The sequence below is a fragment of the Shewanella loihica PV-4 genome, assembly GCF_000016065.1.
Taxonomy (GTDB): domain Bacteria; phylum Pseudomonadota; class Gammaproteobacteria; order Enterobacterales; family Shewanellaceae; genus Shewanella; species Shewanella loihica.
The window spans coordinates 3,732,133-3,749,009 of sequence record NC_009092.1; the positions used below are offsets into that span (position 1 = coordinate 3,732,133).

The 16,877-nt window shown below is 52.0% G+C and carries 18 protein-coding genes; 6 read left to right on the forward strand and 12 right to left on the reverse strand.

Annotated elements, in window-relative coordinates:
- The first annotated feature begins 257 nt into the window (after positions 1 to 257).
- The 3 genes from SHEW_RS16230 (at position 258) to SHEW_RS16240 (ending at position 1,696) form a co-directional block, all read left to right on the forward strand.
- Positions 258 to 818, forward strand: coding sequence for a hypothetical protein (locus tag SHEW_RS16230; protein ID WP_011866933.1), 561 nt, complete (start codon positions 258 to 260; stop codon positions 816 to 818).
- 150 nt (positions 819 to 968) lie between these two features.
- On the forward strand, positions 969 to 1,385 hold the full coding sequence (locus tag SHEW_RS16235; protein ID WP_011866934.1) for a hypothetical protein: 417 nt from the start codon (positions 969 to 971) through the stop codon (positions 1,383 to 1,385).
- Complete coding sequence (locus tag SHEW_RS16240) at positions 1,382 to 1,696, forward strand: DUF4144 family protein (RefSeq protein WP_011866935.1); 315 nt, start codon at positions 1,382 to 1,384, stop codon at positions 1,694 to 1,696. The genes SHEW_RS16235 and SHEW_RS16240 overlap by 4 nt, the downstream gene beginning before the upstream one ends.
- A gap of 89 nt (positions 1,697 to 1,785) precedes the next feature.
- Here the strand turns inward: SHEW_RS16240 and SHEW_RS16245 are convergent, their stop codons facing one another.
- From SHEW_RS16245 to SHEW_RS16300, 12 genes are all read right to left on the reverse strand, one after another.
- Positions 1,786 to 2,556, reverse strand: coding sequence for an ABC transporter permease (locus SHEW_RS16245; RefSeq protein ID WP_086023637.1), 771 nt, complete (start codon positions 2,554 to 2,556; stop codon positions 1,786 to 1,788).
- A 14-nt stretch (positions 2,557 to 2,570) separates the two neighbouring features.
- On the reverse strand, positions 2,571 to 3,512 hold the full coding sequence (locus SHEW_RS16250; RefSeq protein WP_011866937.1) for an ABC transporter ATP-binding protein: 942 nt from the start codon (positions 3,510 to 3,512) through the stop codon (positions 2,571 to 2,573).
- A gap of 104 nt (positions 3,513 to 3,616) precedes the next feature.
- Positions 3,617 to 4,147 (reverse strand): hypoxanthine phosphoribosyltransferase, encoded by a 531-nt coding sequence (gene hpt, locus SHEW_RS16255; RefSeq protein WP_011866938.1) that lies wholly within the window; start codon positions 4,145 to 4,147, stop codon positions 3,617 to 3,619.
- Between the two features lie 18 nt (positions 4,148 to 4,165).
- Positions 4,166 to 4,825 carry a flavin prenyltransferase UbiX gene (locus tag SHEW_RS16260; protein WP_011866939.1) on the reverse strand — a complete coding sequence of 220 codons (660 nt, stop codon included), beginning with the start codon at positions 4,823 to 4,825 and terminating at the stop codon, positions 4,166 to 4,168.
- Positions 4,826 to 4,872: 47 nt separating this feature from the next.
- Complete coding sequence (mpl, locus tag SHEW_RS16265; RefSeq protein WP_041406718.1) at positions 4,873 to 6,255, reverse strand: UDP-N-acetylmuramate:L-alanyl-gamma-D-glutamyl-meso-diaminopimelate ligase; 1,383 nt, start codon at positions 6,253 to 6,255, stop codon at positions 4,873 to 4,875.
- A gap of 731 nt (positions 6,256 to 6,986) precedes the next feature.
- Positions 6,987 to 7,583, reverse strand: a complete 597-nt coding sequence (locus tag SHEW_RS16270) for a hypothetical protein (RefSeq protein ID WP_011866941.1) — start codon at positions 7,581 to 7,583, stop codon at positions 6,987 to 6,989.
- A 423-nt stretch (positions 7,584 to 8,006) separates the two neighbouring features.
- Positions 8,007 to 8,261 carry a hypothetical protein gene (locus tag SHEW_RS16275; protein WP_041406719.1) on the reverse strand — a complete coding sequence of 85 codons (255 nt, stop codon included), beginning with the start codon at positions 8,259 to 8,261 and terminating at the stop codon, positions 8,007 to 8,009.
- A gap of 58 nt (positions 8,262 to 8,319) precedes the next feature.
- Positions 8,320 to 8,784: a hypothetical protein gene (locus SHEW_RS16280; RefSeq protein WP_011866942.1), complete on the reverse strand. Its 465-nt coding sequence runs from the start codon at positions 8,782 to 8,784 to the stop codon at positions 8,320 to 8,322.
- Positions 8,785 to 8,875: 91 nt separating this feature from the next.
- The gene (locus tag SHEW_RS20750) at positions 8,876 to 9,259 is read right to left on the reverse strand and encodes a hypothetical protein (protein WP_150099978.1); all 384 of its coding nucleotides are present in this window, start codon (positions 9,257 to 9,259) and stop codon (positions 8,876 to 8,878) included.
- Between the two features lie 114 nt (positions 9,260 to 9,373).
- Positions 9,374 to 10,030: a hypothetical protein gene (locus SHEW_RS16290; RefSeq protein ID WP_041406721.1), complete on the reverse strand. Its 657-nt coding sequence runs from the start codon at positions 10,028 to 10,030 to the stop codon at positions 9,374 to 9,376.
- A gap of 154 nt (positions 10,031 to 10,184) precedes the next feature.
- On the reverse strand, positions 10,185 to 10,757 hold the full coding sequence (locus tag SHEW_RS16295; protein ID WP_011866943.1) for a hypothetical protein: 573 nt from the start codon (positions 10,755 to 10,757) through the stop codon (positions 10,185 to 10,187).
- Positions 10,758 to 11,654: 897 nt separating this feature from the next.
- Positions 11,655 to 12,092 (reverse strand): MarR family winged helix-turn-helix transcriptional regulator, encoded by a 438-nt coding sequence (locus tag SHEW_RS16300; RefSeq protein ID WP_011866944.1) that lies wholly within the window; start codon positions 12,090 to 12,092, stop codon positions 11,655 to 11,657.
- Between the two features lie 154 nt (positions 12,093 to 12,246).
- Here SHEW_RS16300 and SHEW_RS16305 point away from each other — a divergent pair, with 154 nt between their 5' ends.
- From SHEW_RS16305 to SHEW_RS16315, 3 genes are all read left to right on the forward strand, one after another.
- On the forward strand, positions 12,247 to 12,705 hold the full coding sequence (locus SHEW_RS16305) for a hypothetical protein (protein WP_011866945.1): 459 nt from the start codon (positions 12,247 to 12,249) through the stop codon (positions 12,703 to 12,705).
- Positions 12,706 to 12,719: 14 nt separating this feature from the next.
- Positions 12,720 to 13,016: an antibiotic biosynthesis monooxygenase family protein gene (locus SHEW_RS16310; RefSeq protein WP_011866946.1), complete on the forward strand. Its 297-nt coding sequence runs from the start codon at positions 12,720 to 12,722 to the stop codon at positions 13,014 to 13,016.
- Positions 13,017 to 13,539: 523 nt separating this feature from the next.
- Positions 13,540 to 16,734 (forward strand): DUF2339 domain-containing protein, encoded by a 3,195-nt coding sequence (locus SHEW_RS16315; protein WP_011866947.1) that lies wholly within the window; start codon positions 13,540 to 13,542, stop codon positions 16,732 to 16,734.
- Positions 16,735 to 16,877: the final 143 nt, after the last annotated feature.

Consider the following 16,877-nt stretch of genomic DNA (forward strand, 5'->3'; position numbering starts at 1 on the left):
TTACTCATACAACCTAAGTCATGCAAAATACTGGTGTTATTCCAAGAGTTGCGCCATAGTAATAGCTGACCATACTGAGCTTAATATCCCAATAAGTTAGCGACCTAAGCTTGCCGGTATGGACGCCAAAATGAAGTAAAATGACATAAAGTTAGCTAAAGATTCGTTACACAAGAGAAAGGGACATGAGTCGTCGCGGCGACCGCTCAGCTTACGATGCCGCCTGGACTCGACGCAGATAGAGGAATTATCGCTCCATGGGAAAACTGCTCTTAGCCATCGCACTCCTGTTGCTTCCCGGCCTTAGCCACGCCAGCAGCATATACAAGTGCATCAAGGGCGACAAGGTGGTGTTCAGCCAGACCTCCTGCCCGAAAGAGTTTAAGCAGCACCATATCCAATACCAACTCGGCATCACCACGGAAACCGACAGCGACAAGCCCAAGGAGAAGGTCGACCCTCTGCAGGCGCTGCTCAACAAGCGCACCCTCTCCCAGGAGAAGCTGTTACAGCTGATCGACGCCGAAATCTACCGCCTCAAGCAGGAAAACAGCTATTATGAGATCCTAAGGGCCAGCGAGAAACAGAAACTGGATCGCAAGCGTTACTGGCAGAAACAGGCCAAGGATGACCCTGAGTTTCTCGCCAAGCTCGATGAGATGAACCGCTACTTCGACGGCCTGATTAAGCTCAACGACGACGCCATGCTCATGCTGCAGCAACACAAGCTGCGCATCACACAGGCGCCCGAGCAGGAAGAACAGAAAGAGCAGGAAGAGCAGCCCGACAGAGGCGCCCCTCAGGTAGTACAACACTAACTAGTAGTGCAAAATTCGCCGTACAAGATGAGTAGCGCGGCATCAGCCCGGCAAGATTAGTCGTACAAGATTCGCCGTGAAGCACTGGCTTTGACAGATTAGCCTTAAAACGTTAACACATTCTTAATTTGCGTAAGTCGCGAGGTCGCCATGAACAAGACCCAGTTGAGCCTGCTCGTTATCGGCCTGCTTCTGCTGGGATTCTATCTGCGCCAAACCTTCTTCACACCTGCCTATGACTCCCGCGAACTCAATATCGACAGCTTCGTCGACCATGCCCAATACCTGACGACCCAGAGCGAGGTGATCGCCCCCCTGCTGTGCGCCAAGCTCGCCATCGATATGGGCTTTTCCATGGACCAAGAGGAGGTCAACAGCGAGCTGCGACAGACCCTCAAGGCCTATGACGACGACAAAGACGCGGCGCTGTATCTGTTTATCTATGTCAAAGGCTATGCCTTCGGCCTGGCCCATGGCATAGAGGACAAGCCCGGCGCCTACTTCCACCTGGGCTGTAACCAAAACCATCCCGAGGTCGAGATGCCACCGGAGCAGACTCAGATATGACTCCCCACTGGCCACTACTGCTCAAGGTCGCCAGCGACAAGCAGCTGATGCTGTTAGAGAGCCTGGAAGAGTGGCTCGCCGAGCGCGATCACCTAGAGGCCGAGTTCCTGACCCTTATCGACAGCCAGGGCATCTGCTACCACTGCCAAGATGGCGCTCTACGCCCCTCGGACGAGAAGATAGCCCTTTCACAGATAGTCCAATGGGTCAGCGATTATGCCTGCCAGAATGGTCACTTCTGCAGCGCCAAGATAGGCGCCGACAGCCTGGCGCAGCTGTTTGAGATGGTGCGCTATTTGGAAGATAACTAGTCGAAGCACGCCATGCATTAAAGAATACAGCCATAAAAAAGCCCCACCAAGGTGGGGCTTTTTAGTTGGGTTTGTCTGTCATGAACCAACTAGGTTCTCAAGCCTATGCCACGGCTGATCAGGTAGTAGGCCACCAACCAGAGTCCGGCGCAGAAGCCGACCATGATAGCCACCGACAGGCCGATACTGATGTCGGCATACCCCAGGAAGCCATAGCGGAAAACGTTGATCATATAGACCACAGGGTTGAGCTGCGACACCCCCTGCCAGAAGCTCGGCAGCAGAGTCAGCGAGTAGAAGACGCCGCCCAGATAGGTCAGCGGCGTCAGTACGAAGGTGGGCACTATGCTGATGTCATCATAGCTCTTGGCAAACACGGCGTTGATAAGCCCGCCCAGGGCGAACAGGATAGAGGTCAGCAGCACCGTCAGGGCCACCAGCCCTGCGTGATGCAGGCTGATATCCACGAAGAACATGGCCACCAGAGTCACTATGGTGCCGACACACAGGCCACGGGCGACGCCACCGCCCACGTAACCGGCGATCATCACATAGTGAGGCACGGGCGCGACGATCAGCTCCTCCAGGTTACGCTGGAACTTGGCGCTGAAGAAGGATGATGCCACGTTGGAGTAGGAGGCGGTGATCACCGACATCATGATGAGGCCGGGGGCGATAAATTCCATATAGCTCACACCGCCCATCTCGCCGATGCGCTTACCCACCAGGTTACCGAAGATCAGAAAATAGAGGGTCATAGAGATCGCCGGCGGCACCAGGGTCTGCACCCAGATACGGGTGAAGCGGGTCACCTCCTTGATCAATATGCTCTTAAAGGCGGTAAAGTAAACGTGCTTCATGTTCATGCTCGAGCTCATACTTTGCTGCCTCCCTTACCTTGCTCCACCAGCTCCACAAACAGCTCCTCCAATCGGTTAGCCTTATTACGCATAGACAACACCTCTATCCCCTGCTCGGTGAGCTGGGCGAACACGCTGTTGATGCTATGGGCCTTCTCCACATCCACCTCTAATGTGTGTGGGTCGGTCAGGCGACAGCTGATCCCCTCGAGGGTCGGCGCCTCGTTGATGTCGGCCTTGAGGTCGAACACGAAGGTCTCCATGTTAAGGCGGCTGAGCAGGGACTTCATGCTGGTGCACTCCACCAGCTCGCCCTTGTCTATGATGCCTATGTTGCGGCACAGCATCTCGGCCTCTTCCAAGTAGTGGGTGGTCAAGATGATGGTCACCCCCTGGCGGTTAAGATCCGTCAAGAAGGTCCACATGGAGCGTCTGAGCTCGATATCCACCCCGGCGGTGGGCTCATCCAGAATCAGCAGCTTGGGCTCGTGCATCAGGGCGCGGGCGATCATCAGGCGGCGCTTCATGCCGCCCGAGAGGGCCCGTGACGGGCTGTTACGCTTGTCCCACAGGTCCAGCTGACTCAGGTACTTCTTGGCGCGCTCGAAAGCCACCTCGCGGGAGACGCCGAAATAGCCGGCCTGATTGACCACTATCTGCTGCACAGTCTCAAACTGGTTGAAGTTAAACTCCTGGGGCACCAGGCCGATGGACATCTTGGCCAGCTCCAGCTGGGTGTCGATATCGTGTTCGAACACCTTCACCTTGCCGGAACTCTTCTGCACCAGGGAGCAGATCACCCCGATCGTGGTGGACTTGCCGGCGCCGTTGGGGCCCAGCAGGGCAAAGAAATCCCCCGCCTCGACCTTAAGGCTGATCCCTTTTACCGCTTCGACACCGCCCTTGTAGGTTTTTCTGAGCGAGTCGATAACTAAAGCATATGGCTCTTTGGTCATTAGTGACTTCCGTTATCCTGATCTTGAAATTGGTATTGCTATTGATATGAAAAAACAAAAACTCCCGCACAAAGCAGGAGTTTAAAATCTTAACGACGGCGCGATTAATCTAGGGGTACGACTTTAGCGATGTAAGGCAGGTTGCGATACTGCTCGGCATAGTCGATACCATAGCCGACGATAAACTCATCGGGAATGGTGAAGCCGATAAAGTCTACCGGTACATCAACCTCGCGGCGCTCTGGCTTGTCCAGCAAGGTGCAGAGGGCCAGGCTCTTAGGTTCGCGCAGCAATAGCATCTCGCGCACCTTGTTCAGGGTATTACCCGAATCGATCAGGTCTTCGACGATCAACACGTCACGGCCTTCGATATCCGACTGCACATCCTTTAGGATCTTCACGTCGCGCGAACTGGTCATGGCGTTGCCGTAGCTGGATACCGACATGAAATCGATCTCAACGTGGCCCTTGATGCGGCGGCAGAGGTCGGCCATAAAGACCACAGACCCCTTCAGCAGGCCAACCATTAGCAGGCGTTCGCTATTGGCGTAATGGGCATTGATCTGCGCTGCCAGGATATCCAGTTGTTGTTCAATCTCATCTGCCGAGATCATCACTTCGGTAGTGTGTTTCATACTCTTCTCAAATTTGTGTTAATTGTCGCGGTTGTCGGCACTGTGCTTATCATAGCCCCAACGCTTGGTTAACCCGTGGTCGACACCCAGATGGTCTAAGATCCGAGCGACCATGAAGTCTACCAGATCTTCAACCGATTTGGGATCATGATAAAAGCCGGGAGCCGCCGGCATTATGGTGGCGCCGAGGCGCGACAGGGACAGCATATGCTCTAAGTGTATGCTGCTAAAGGGGGTTTCTCTGGGCACCAGGATCAGCTGACCCCGCTCTTTTATCACCACATCGGCGGCCCGCTCCAGCAGGCTATTGCTCATGCCGGTGGCCACCGCCGCCAGGGTGCCGGTACTGCAGGGGCAGATCACCATCTGCTTGGGCGCCGCCGAACCAGAGGCCGGTGGCGAGAACCACTCCTCCTTGCCCAGCACATGCAGCTCACCGGCCGCCTCATTGCCGCGCTCGGCAAACAGCGCCAGCAACTGGGCCTTGGCCTTGTCACCGTTAGCGCTGAGCTGCAGCCCATGTTCGGTCGCCAGCACCACGCGCGCCGCGCTGGAGATCATCAAAAACACCTGATAATCCGCCATCAACAGGCATTCCAGCAGCTTGAGTCCGTATGGCGCCCCGCTGGCGCCGGTCCAGGCCAGGCTGATCGCCTTGGCCCGCTTGGGATAATTCATATCACTCTCTATGTTGAAGACCCGAGTCTAACCCTTACTGGCTAGACTCAAGCCTTGATCTCTTCCAGCTTAGCCAGCAGCTTGCCGTGTAGGCCGCCGAATCCACCGTTGCTCATCACTATGATGGTGTCGCCGGGCCTTGCCGCCGCAGTCACGCTGTCCGCCAGCTCATCTATCTGGTATAGCACAGTCACAGGCAACTCGGCCTTGGCCATGGCCGCTTCCACGTCCCAGTCGATATTGTCAGCCTGATACAGGTAGGCGGCATCGGCCAGCGCCATAGAGCCCGCCAGGGTATCCTTGTGCACGCCGCGTTTCATGGTGTTAGAGCGCGGCTCCAGCACCACTATGATGCGACCTTCACCCACCTTGGCGCGGCAGCCCTGTAGCGTGGTGGCAATCGCCGTCGGGTGGTGAGCAAAGTCGTCATACACGGCGATATCATTGACAGTGCCAATCAGCTCCATGCGACGCTTTGGCGGTGCGAAGCGGGTCAGCGCCTCGATAGCCGCCGCAGGCTTGACGCCCACGTGACGGGCCGCGGCGATCGCCATGGTGGCGTTTTCCACGTTGTGCTGACCGATGAGTGACCAGTCGAGCACGCCCTGGGACTCACCATCGAAGAAGAGCTCGAAGCTGTGGCCATCCTCGCTCAGCAGCTCGCTATACCAGCCTGGGCTGCCCGCCATCAGGTTATAGGTCTCTTGCTCGCTCCAGCAGCCCATGTCGATCACCTCGCGCACCGCGTCGCTGGCGGATGGCCAGATCACCTTGCCCTGACCCGGTACCGTACGTATTACGTGATTAAACTGACGCTGGATCGCTTTCAAATCATCGAAGATATCGGCGTGATCGAACTCCAGGTTATTGATCACCAGAGTGCGCGGCTGATAGTGGACAAACTTGGAGCGCTTATCGAAGAAGGCGCTGTCATACTCGTCCGCCTCCACCACGAAGAAGGGGGAATCCCCCAACCGCGCCGACACACCGAAATTTTGCGGCACGCCGCCAATCAAGAAGCCTGGCGCATAGCCGCAATCTTCTAAGATCCACGCCAGCATGCTGGAGGTCGATGTCTTGCCATGGGTGCCCGACACCGCCAGTACCCAACGATTGGTCAGAATATGCTCGGCCAGAAACTGTGGCCCAGAGGTGTATTTCAGGCCACGATTGAGCACAGCCTCGACACAGGGATTACCGCGACTCATGGCATTACCTATCACCACCAGATCCGGCGCATCGTCCTCGTTTTGGCCCAGCTGGCTTGGGTCGAAGCCCTGGATCAGTTCTATCCCCTGCTCCTCGAGCTGAGTGCTCATGGGTGGATAGACGTTGGCATCGCTGCCCGTGACCTTGTGACCGTTAGCGCGAGCAAGGAGTGCGAGACCACCCATAAAGGTGCCGCAGATCCCTAAGATATGTACATGCATGGGGTTGGCTCTGGATAGGAATAATCTGGGGGTTATTCTAACGATTCGTGTCACCATTGTCAGTTAACAATGGTTTAAATAACGTTTTGATGACTAACGTCATGTTGATGGTTTATCCAAACTTCGTTTGGGATGGCAGGCGTCAAGAGTGCGGCCTTACGGCCGAATACTGATTTTCCAAACTCCGTTTGGAGATGAAAGTCGTGGAACTCCATTCCACACTAAGGTAGGTGTAGCCTTTCGGCCTGAATTACGTTTCCAAACTTCGTTTGGATTAATGTCGTGGGATTCCATCCCACACCTGCGGTGTGCGGCCTTACGGCCGAGGTAAGTCGTGGAACTCCGTTCCACACCAAGGGCAAGAGGGGGATCTCCAGCAATCCCCCTCTTGCATCTCCCCGTGCCGCCTCAGACGAAGTTGTGATCCCTACGCGGCTATTTGAAAATGACTGACGCTTCCGATGGGGCATCCAAGCCCCCCGAAAGCTAGCCTCACATCCATGTGAGTCTCACGCCATTTTCTGCTATCCACTCCGGCAACTTCGATGGGGACTTGTCGTAGCCTCTACCTGCAACCTCACTAACTAGAACAAACTTAACTCTGACCCAACTTTTCATTTATAAGTATCATTAGTGATCGGGCGAAACGCCGCATTAAGGTGTGAGCAGCGCTTGCTATACTTGAGCGAAGCGAAAACGCCAAGCGTTGCGAATCACTCTTAAATGCTTTGTTATAGCGTTCCAAAATGGACAGCGAACGAACTAGATGCTTTTATACAAGCATAAAGGAACACACCATAAGAAGACAAAACACTCCCAACACTCAAAACATTAACGAAATTACCTGTTTTTCGCCATTCTCTCGCATACGAAAATTGAGCTAGATAAGTGGTCCCAGTTGCGAATGCCGCCAAAAGCACACCAATGCAAAACAACAAAATTGAGTGGGTTAGAGCATTTGTAACTAGCTTGGTTGAACCTTCAGTCCATATTTTTCCAGTAAAGGCTAGCAACGCAGCCGCTGCACCACCATTTATGATCATGCTAGATTTTAAAGCAGCTTGTCCCGCAGTGATAACAGACTTAAACATTTCGATACTGTGGGAGGTCATATTCTGAGACGCCGCTATATTTCTAGCGTTATTCGCCTCAAATTCCTTCAATAAACGTTCATGCTCAAGTTTGTTAAACTCCCCAACTTGTTCGGCTCTCTTCTCTAGTTGAGCCATGAAGTTATCCATTGCTTCAATTGAAACCGATGTTTCGCCTGCTTGTTTTGTATTACCAAGAGCCTTTCTAACTTCCTGAATCACTTCTTTTGACTTCAACGATTAACCTCATAAATCAATGTAAGCTATAACGCCAAGCTAAGCGGCGCGCGATAGCGCGTCCTTGCTTGAGCGCCTTGTTAAGCGTTTTACAGCTAACGCAAAAAAGTAAATTGTCATTACATGAATGATCATTTCATAATGCGTCAAATCATACGATCCTTCACCATCAGAGCTAATGCACCAGTGCAAAACTGGGACAGGCCCTATAAAGCCTTGATACATCCACAGGCGCCACCAAAAAGCCGACACTACCAAGCATGTAACCATGCCGAAAGAGTAGATTGTAAATTGCTTAAGGACTTTACTCATATTCACTTTTGACGCTTAACGCCTTTAGCAGCGGCAGCGGAGGCTGTCCAGCCAGCGCGCTCTTTGCGCTGGCGATGCTGGCTAAACTTGTTATAACTTTTATTTTTACTTTCACTTAACTAAAGCACATATTTGAGCAGCTATATTAACAAGCTCTGTTTTGTGTTCAGAATTTTGGGGGTTATAGTTTAAGCCCATTTCCTGAGAAACAATACGTTCTAGCAATATAACTAATTTTTCCTTGTCAGCGATCAACTCGAAAATTCTTTCAACGTAACTAAGATACTCAACCCTAGCTATATCTTTTGGAACTTCAATCGGGTTCCATTCAGTTAATATATTATTTATTTCTTCGGCTATTTCCATATCGGCTTCAGGCTTCAGGCTTCAGAGTGAGTTATAACGCTTCAAGAAGGGGCGCCGGTTACGGCGTCCCGCTTGCTTGACTTGTTAGGTGCTGGTGGATTGAGGCTAAATACTCTACCACTTTCTTATAATTTTCAGGAAAACGACAGTAGCCCACTGAAACCACCTCGAACTCATGTGTTTTTATGTACATGTTATATGAGAGTCCATCGCAAATAAGACCAGACGCATCCTCTGGATATTGTTTCTTCCAGTTTTGTACGCCGTACATTTTTAGAGTTTCGACAATTTCCTGAGTCTTACCGTTGGTTAGCTGCATTGAGTAAAATTCAGGGACAAACGGAAGCACATTGTCTTTCTTTTCATCATATTTGTAATGAGCATCGATATGGATGTACTTTCCATTCTTGATATATGTCTGGTGGTCATATGCCCCGAAAAAATCTGACTCCTTGAAGTTCATTTGTAGGTCTTGAGCAGACGCAACCAAAGGAAGGAACATTAAGATCAAAGTTCGAATCATGTTTTACACCTAACGCTTTGCTAAGGGGCTGGCGCCACTCGCCAGTCCCACGGAGCCAGCCTTGGCTGGCAAAGTAAGCTTGAGCAACTGGTTAGGTGCTAGCATTGCCTTCCTCCAATAAAAACAATGTATTATCATAAATTTCATATTTTTTATAGAGGTAAGCATTCGCACCAGAATGATAAAACACTGTTACCAAATCATCTTGAACCTGAATCGTAATAGTGTGCCCATCTATACGGTCAATGATCACGGGTTCACCTAGATATAGAACCAAATAATGACTATAAGTAGGCATTTCATCTGCGTAGTCCGGACTGTTTGGCTTAAACATCAAACGAACACACTCAATCCTTCCTAAGCCAGCTATTTCAGCAGTGGCGGATGCTTCCGTAGCATAGAATCCGCTTGTAGGCACAGCTATCGAAATAGCACTAAACAATACACAAATTAGTAATAAGGTGATATTTCTCATTGAGCACCTAACGCCGCAATTTGCGGCTGACGAAAGTGGAGGCCGAAGGCCAGAGCTTTTGGCAGTCCACCAACATTGCTTTGTTAGCTTTAGGTTTTTGCCTGGCAATAATTGTCATGGATTTTTTGTAAGCTCAGCAATTAGTATCCACAAATCAGATACAGGTGAAATCACGTCAACATAAACCCAACAAAACAGTGATATAATCAGGCATGCCCAACCAATATGCACATGATATTTATAAGTTAAGTCACTAAACCCTTCTCCTGATAAAATTTGTGAGTAGGTATAGCGAAGTAGAAAAGTAAAGGCGAAGAGAAAGACAGGGATAATCACCCCCCAGTAATACTTGGCATTGCCTTCATACCCCAAAAATAGCATGGCCCCCAAAAACAATGAACTTGTAGCTAGCATGAGGTAAATCGGCTTCCCGGCAAGCCAACTTAACTTTGGTAAAAACGGTAAAACAGAAAAAAGATACCTTCTTGCTCTTTTATTCTTCCGTAGAAGAAAAAATTGCAAGCCAAATAATAGAAACATTGGTATACAGCCGCCCAAAAGCATTTCTAGCCACCAATCTTCAATAGATATGAATTTTTTAGCTAGTTCATCAATTGCTTCGTATCTTTCGACATATCTGTTTTCTATAGCTTTTTTACTAAACCAAAAGCCAGCGATTGTGAATGCGAGTGTTGTGAAAATCGTAATCAGCCAAAATTTTATTGTTCCTATAGTTTTTATTGCTTCGAATATTTTTTCTAAAATCTTCACTGGTGATTCCTACTTACTCGATTTCCGCTTTTGAAGCTAACGCCCAATTAAGGTGTGAAGCACGCTACCACGACACTTAATTTGACCACCGTAAACACTGAACTTAACCCAAACCTAAAATGCCAAGCGTGCTGAATCACTCTTAAATTGTTTGTTATATATCATTAACTCCGGACGTTTTTGTAATGAAGAAACTAAGTTTCCTCTGTAAATCTTCATTTACCGAAATTGATTCTTCGTATGCTGTTATGTGATCGACATCACATTCATGAACACCATGGTCTATGTTGTCGTTAAGACGCTTAGCTTCTTTCAGTGCATCGATTAACTCTTTATCCATTAGAGCTTTGTACACTTCCAGCGCATATTCTCGTTTTTGGTCAAACTCCTTGTAGACGTTAGGATCAGGTTTGTCCTTTGGATCTGGAGCATCATCTAAACGACGACTTGCGTACTCTTCTTGGAGGTAGAACTCAGAAGCTTTTATTACCATTGATAGAGATTTACTTAGCCCAAGTAAGATTGGTTTATTAATATCCCACAGCCTATCTTTCCTTTGCTGTCGAATCGAGCTGAAATGGATGATAGTTGCGACCACCGTCGCCGCAGCAATGATAAAATTTGTTACCACCGATAGATCAAACTTAACATCACTGACCAGAAATAATACGAATGATACGAAACCGACAAAGAAGCCGATAACACAACCAATTAAAAACTTAAACACCGATACTCCAAAAGATATATAACAGCTTATTAGTGCGCATGCGCGTTTATCTCGTTGGACCAGTGAAAACGCGCACAGTTAACTATCTGTATGTAATGAACTTATCAGCATATTGCCAAATATACCATCTGCAAAAACGCGCATGCGCGTTTTCCAAACCTATTATCTCAAGTAGTCAACACATAACTGATTGATAAAAATGAATTATACGGATTAGTACGTGTATAAACGCGCAAAATTATTTCACTATTTTCCTTGATATTCGGAAATACCAAATAACACTGTATAAATAAACAGCGCATTAGAAATGAGGTAATCATGAGTCTAAAAAGCCCATTTCTAATCGGTGTTCAAGAAACAATGCGTATGCGTGGTTACAGTATTAGGAATAGTCGGGTCAGAGTAAACTTTTACTTACTTGCTGCAAATGCCGGTTGTAGCTACAACAGATCCCCATCGAAGTTGCCGACGACTCCATGGATGCAGGAGTTAGAGCGAAGCAGGATGCCAGAGCCGGGATGCGTAAATGAAAATGCCGTATAGCCATCATGGACGATGGCTAAGACTCGGAGGGACAGGAGTCCCATCCGAGTCGTTAGGCGATTTTTATTGAAGCATGAGGATCACAACTTCGTCGGGGGCGTCAGGGTGGATGCAAGGGCGAAGGTCATGTCAATGACCGTTTTGAGCGCGAGGCACGGATGCCGAACTGGCTTTTTACAAGGAAGTACTTGGCGAGGACGAGCAGTCCTCCTTGCCCGCGTGTGGGATGGAATCCCACGACGTTAATCCAAACGAAGTTTGGAAAAAGAGCAAACAACCATAAGACTTTAATTCCCCTGGTGTGGAACGGAGTTCCACGACTTACCTCGGCCATCAGGCCGCACTCCGGCCCCGTTATAATTTCCGCTCTAGCTTCCTCAGGGTATCCAAGGTCACCTGCAGCGCCTCGGCATCGATCCCTTGGGCACAGGCTTCCGCCCAGGGAAGCTGTTTCTGCTCTAGCTGCTGCAGCACATCCACCCCCTTGTCGGTGAGTAGCAGTAGTTTGGCCTTCTTGTGTTGCGGGTTATCGGCCAGGGCAATGAAGCCTAACTCGACCATCTCATTAGCCAGGCGTTGCACGCCCTGACGACTCTGGCCCATAGAGTGGGCCACATCGGATACCGTCATGGGATTACCGGCGCGGCCGAGCGCCCCCAGCACCTTCCAACGGGCGCTGCTCATCTGCACATCCTGAGTGAGCTTGTCTCCTTCGGTCGTTAACTGGCCGCTAAGCTTGAACACCTCTAAGACAATTTCGGTAAATAATCGGCCTGCTGGCGATGCTTTCATGAAAAATCTCTCCAGAACAATTTGACAGCATAATGTCAAATATGACAATGTGCTGTCAAATATGACAATATGCTGTCAAATGTTGACAACTTGTTGTCATACTCTACCCCAAAAGACGACAAATAGCAGTCGAAAAAATTCGCCCGGAGGCATTATGAAAAAAACACTACATCTGTTTGGCGCCATCACGGCAACGACCTGCATAGCAAGCTTCTTCCTTGCCACAATTTTGGTTGAACTCTTCGGCAGCGTTGAGCAGATAATCACGGTCAAGCAGCTGATTCTCATGCCCGGCCTCTTCATCTTGATCCCCGCCATGATGGTTACGGGCGTGACGGGCAATATGCTAGGCAATAAGGGGAGAGTCTTAGGGGCTAAACAGCGTAGGATGAAACTGGCGGCAGCCAACGGCCTACTGATGTTGTTGCCCTTGGCAATAGTGCTCGCCCGCATGGCCAGTGCCCAGGAGTTCGACAGCCTCTTCTTCAGCCTGCAACTGCTTGAGCTATGCTGCGGCGCCGCCAACCTCTATCTACTGGGACTCAACGCCAGAGACGGCATGAAGCTCAGTGGCCGCCTTAAGCAGAAAAAACTCACCAGTAACGCACTTTAATGGAGGATCACACCATGTCTGCACCCGTCACACTCATCAACCCCTTCAAGGTTCCCGCCGACAAGCTGGAGGCCGCCATCGAATATTGGGAAGCCCACCGCGATTTCATGGCCCAGCAACCCGGCTACCTCTCCACTCAGCTGCACCAGTCCATAGACGAGGGCGCCACCTACCAGCTAATCAACGTCGCCATCTGGCAGAGCGAGGCCGACTTCTACCAGGCAGCGCAAAAGATGCGCCAGGCGCTAGGCCACGTCCAAGTAGAAGGCCTCTGCGGCAACCCGGCACTCTACCGCGTCATCAGAACCTAAACTGAATGAACCGAACTCAAGCCATAGCTCCAAACGCTGGTTGTGGCTACAACAGATCCCCATCGAAGTTGCCGAAATGCGTAGATGAAAATGCCGTATAGCCATCATGGACGATGGCTAAGACTCGGAGGGACAGGAGTCCCATCCGAGTCGTTAGGCGATTTTCATTGAAGCATGAGGAACAACAACTTCGTCGGGGGCGTCTGGGTGGATGCAAGGAGGGCGAGGACGAGCAGCCCTCCTTGCCCGGGTGTGGAATGGAATCCCACGACGTTAATCCAAACGAAGTTTGGAAAAGAGCAAACAACCATTCCCTTGGTGTGGAACAGAGTTCCACGACTTTCTCGGCCGTAAGGCCGTATCCATCCCAACGAGGGAAGCTCCCCTCGACGCTAATCCAAACAGAGTTTGGAAAACAAGTGAACGTCTGCATTCATAAAAATATCAACCACTTCCCTAAGTGCCTATACTGCAAGTACAATGATAACTCTTAGGATAAGTTGGCAAGACCAAAGGAAAGGCGATGACACTGAAGGAAGATGTCAACAAGCTCACTCAGGCCCTGGAGGCGATGCAATCACAGCAGGCATCGGACCGCGCGGCGCTCACGAGTCAGTTAGCGGAGTTTAGCCAGCAGCTGGCCGAGCTCAACGCGCGGGTAAATGCCCTTGAAGGCTACGACCAGGCCGAACATCCAGAGCAGACGCAATCGACGACTGCGCACACAAATTCTATAGATTCAACCTCTGCATCGGCGCCTAGCCACTCAAGCCAATACTTGCCATGGCAGACTCAGCCAGAGCAGTTAAAACCAGAGCCGTTACAGTCTGCGCAGCTAGAGTTAGAGCAGACACCGTCACCCCAGCAAGGCGAACTCAGCCAGCAGGCCGATACCAGCTATCGCCACGACGCCTGGCAGCGCCAGCCCCCTCAAGCAGAGAAACAGGCTAAAACTCAGCCTTCGGCTCGCTCAACGATAACCACAAAACAGAAGGCCGCCACTCCAGGTATTGGCAAACAGCTGGCTAACTCGGTGGCCCAGCTACAGGGCTCTTTGGGCCAGCTGGTTAATTTGCTACTCGGCCCCTTCGGCGGACTCGGCGAGCAGGCCAAGGCCTTCTATCAACACTATCAGGCCAAGGGACAGGGCGCGGTATTTCTGATGACCCTCGCGGGCATTATCACCCTGACCCTGGGCTTTGGCTACCTGCTGCAATACTCCATCAACCACTGGTTCTCCGAGCTTGGCAAGGCCATGCTAGGGCTTATCACGGCCAACAGCGTGATCGCCGGCGGCCTGTTTATCCGGCGGGCCAGGCCCGGTATGGAGGACTATGCCTCGGGCATAGTCGGACTCGGCGTCATCTTAAATTACCTCTGTATCTATTTCCTCGGCCCCTATTTTGAGCTGATCCCCGAGAGCGCCGCCTTCTCGCTGATGCTGGTCAACACCCTCTTGGGTTACGGCCTGGCGATGAAGCAGGAGACTAAGGTGGTGGCCATCATCGCCCTGTGCGGCGGCTCGCTGGCGCCGCTTATGCTGCTCGATGCCAGCCAGGCGCCACTGCTCTATCTGCCCTATTTGCTTATCATAGGCGCCTGCTCCCTGGTGCAGAGTCACAGGCTAAACTGGCCCGTGCTGATAGAGATCACCGCGCTGCTGCATATCGCCTGCGTGCAGCTACTGAGCTTCTTTCTGTTTCTGCCGCTGGCGCCCATCGACCCCATGGCCATGCTGGCGCTGGGGTGCATCAATGCCCTCTTCTATCTCTATGGCCTGGGTAGCCTCTGGCTCCAGACCAAGCGGGAGCCCAGTGCGCGCCTGCTCATGGTGCCCGTGGCCATGCTCTGTTTCACCCTCTATACCCTGGGGGAGTTCACCCACTACGCCGGCGAGCTGTTCGCGATCAACGGCGCCATCTGCACCCTGCTCTATTGGAAGATACGGCGCGATAGCCTGATCGCACCGCTGATGCTGGCCGCGGCCGGGGTGTTCGCCGGGGTGGCGGCGCTCTACCTCATCAGCGCCGATCTCCTTGGCTTGGTGCTGTTGATCGAGGCACTGCTGCTACTCTGGCTCGGCGCTAAACATGATTTTATCGCGATTCGCACCGAGGCCTATATCCTGTTGGCGATGGGCCTTGGCAGCAACCTGCTGACCCTGTTCGACAGCCTGGCAGTGAGTCACCGCAAGCTGGGTGGCGCCGCGGGAATGACAGATAACCTTATCCTCATTCTCACACTTTGCATCACTATGGCACTAAGCTGCGCAGCCTGTTATCAGGCGATACGCCTGATTGATGCCCTGGGGGATAGGCTTGCCGGGATGGAGCGACTGCTGCGCCGCGCCCTGCAGGGCGTTTTGGGTCAGCTGCTGGCGATCACCGCCCTATTTATCGGCTACTGCTTGAGCCCAGACTTCTATCTCAACGGCCTGCCACTGATCGCCTTGATGCTGCTCTACCTGGGTAAGCGAGACGGGCTGCGCTTTACCGAGATCATGGCCTGGTTCTGGCTACTGCCGCTAGGCGGCCTCATCATGCTGGGCATGCTAGAGGCGGGCAGCGTCAACTTTGCCCAGCAGCCTCTCAACGCCAAGCTGGCGCGTATCGAGCTGTTCGGCAGCCTGCTGCTGGCCTACAACTGGTATAAGCGATACACACCTCAGTCGCCGCTGCTAAGTCTGGCCTACTATGCTCAGCTCATCTGTTACCTGGCGCTGCCACTCCTGCTGCTGCCTAAGGTGCTGCGCAGCTATCTGGAGCTGCTCCCCATCTACCTCTGGCTGGCCAGCGCCATGGCCCTTGGCCTCGCGAGGTTCGTGCGCCACCGGAGTCTGGTGATCGAGACGCAAGTGTTATGTGCCACGGCCATGCTGTTCACCGCCATTAGCTGTCTGGACAATCAGTGGCAGGGGTTAATCGCCCTCGCCATAGGCGCGCTGGCCCTAGGCACAGTGCACGGCCGCTATGAGCAAATGAACCGGCACTGGCGCATATTACTGCGCTTCCCCTGGCAGTTGAGTCCCTTCTATTTTGCCTTGGTCCTGGCCGTTGCCGTGCAGACCCTGTCTGGGCTTATCGCCCCGGGTTGGTCCCTGGTATTCCTGGCGTTGACCGGCTACTTTGCCCTGCTGGTCGAGCGTGACAACGCCCTGGGCAGACGTTTCGCCAAGGCGCTGAGACCCGGCTACGATCTCGCCTATGGCCTGCTACTCTTGCTGCCGCTGGCGCCCATCATATTGCACGGCGATCGCCCCCTGGGGCTGGACATGAGCAGCCTGCTGTTTAGCCTCAGCGAGCTGGGCATATTGGTGGTGCTCGCCTGGTATCTCAGGGGCAAGCGACTCGGCATAGCGTCCCACAAGAAGCTGCTGCCCAAGCCCGCCCTGCTGTGGGGCTGGCACAGCCTGTTGGCGGTGAGCTATTTCCTCTGGAGTTATCAGCTGGGGGATCAGGTAGCCGCGCCTGTCAGCAGCATCCTGTTGGTGAGCCACGGCAGCGCGCTCATGTTCCTCAGCCTGCGACCGCAACAGACCAGCCTGATACGCATGGCGGGGATCCTCTTCGGCCTCGCCTGTCTCAAGATATTGTTTATCGACATGGCCTCCTTCGTGCTGGTGCAGAAGGTGGTCGCCTTCATCGTTATCGGCATTATGCTGCTGACGGTGGCCTACTTCTATCAGAAGCAGAAGAACCGGCTGCAGGCTCTAGGCTAGAGGTTAAAGGTTAAGGAGTTAGGTCGATGCCAAGATTACTGGCATAAAAAAGAGGAGCCTAGGCTCCTCTTTTTCACTTTAGCTTCAAGCATCTTGGGTCATACCCGAAATGCTTGTTTGGCCATACTTTTGACCTTTTTAAT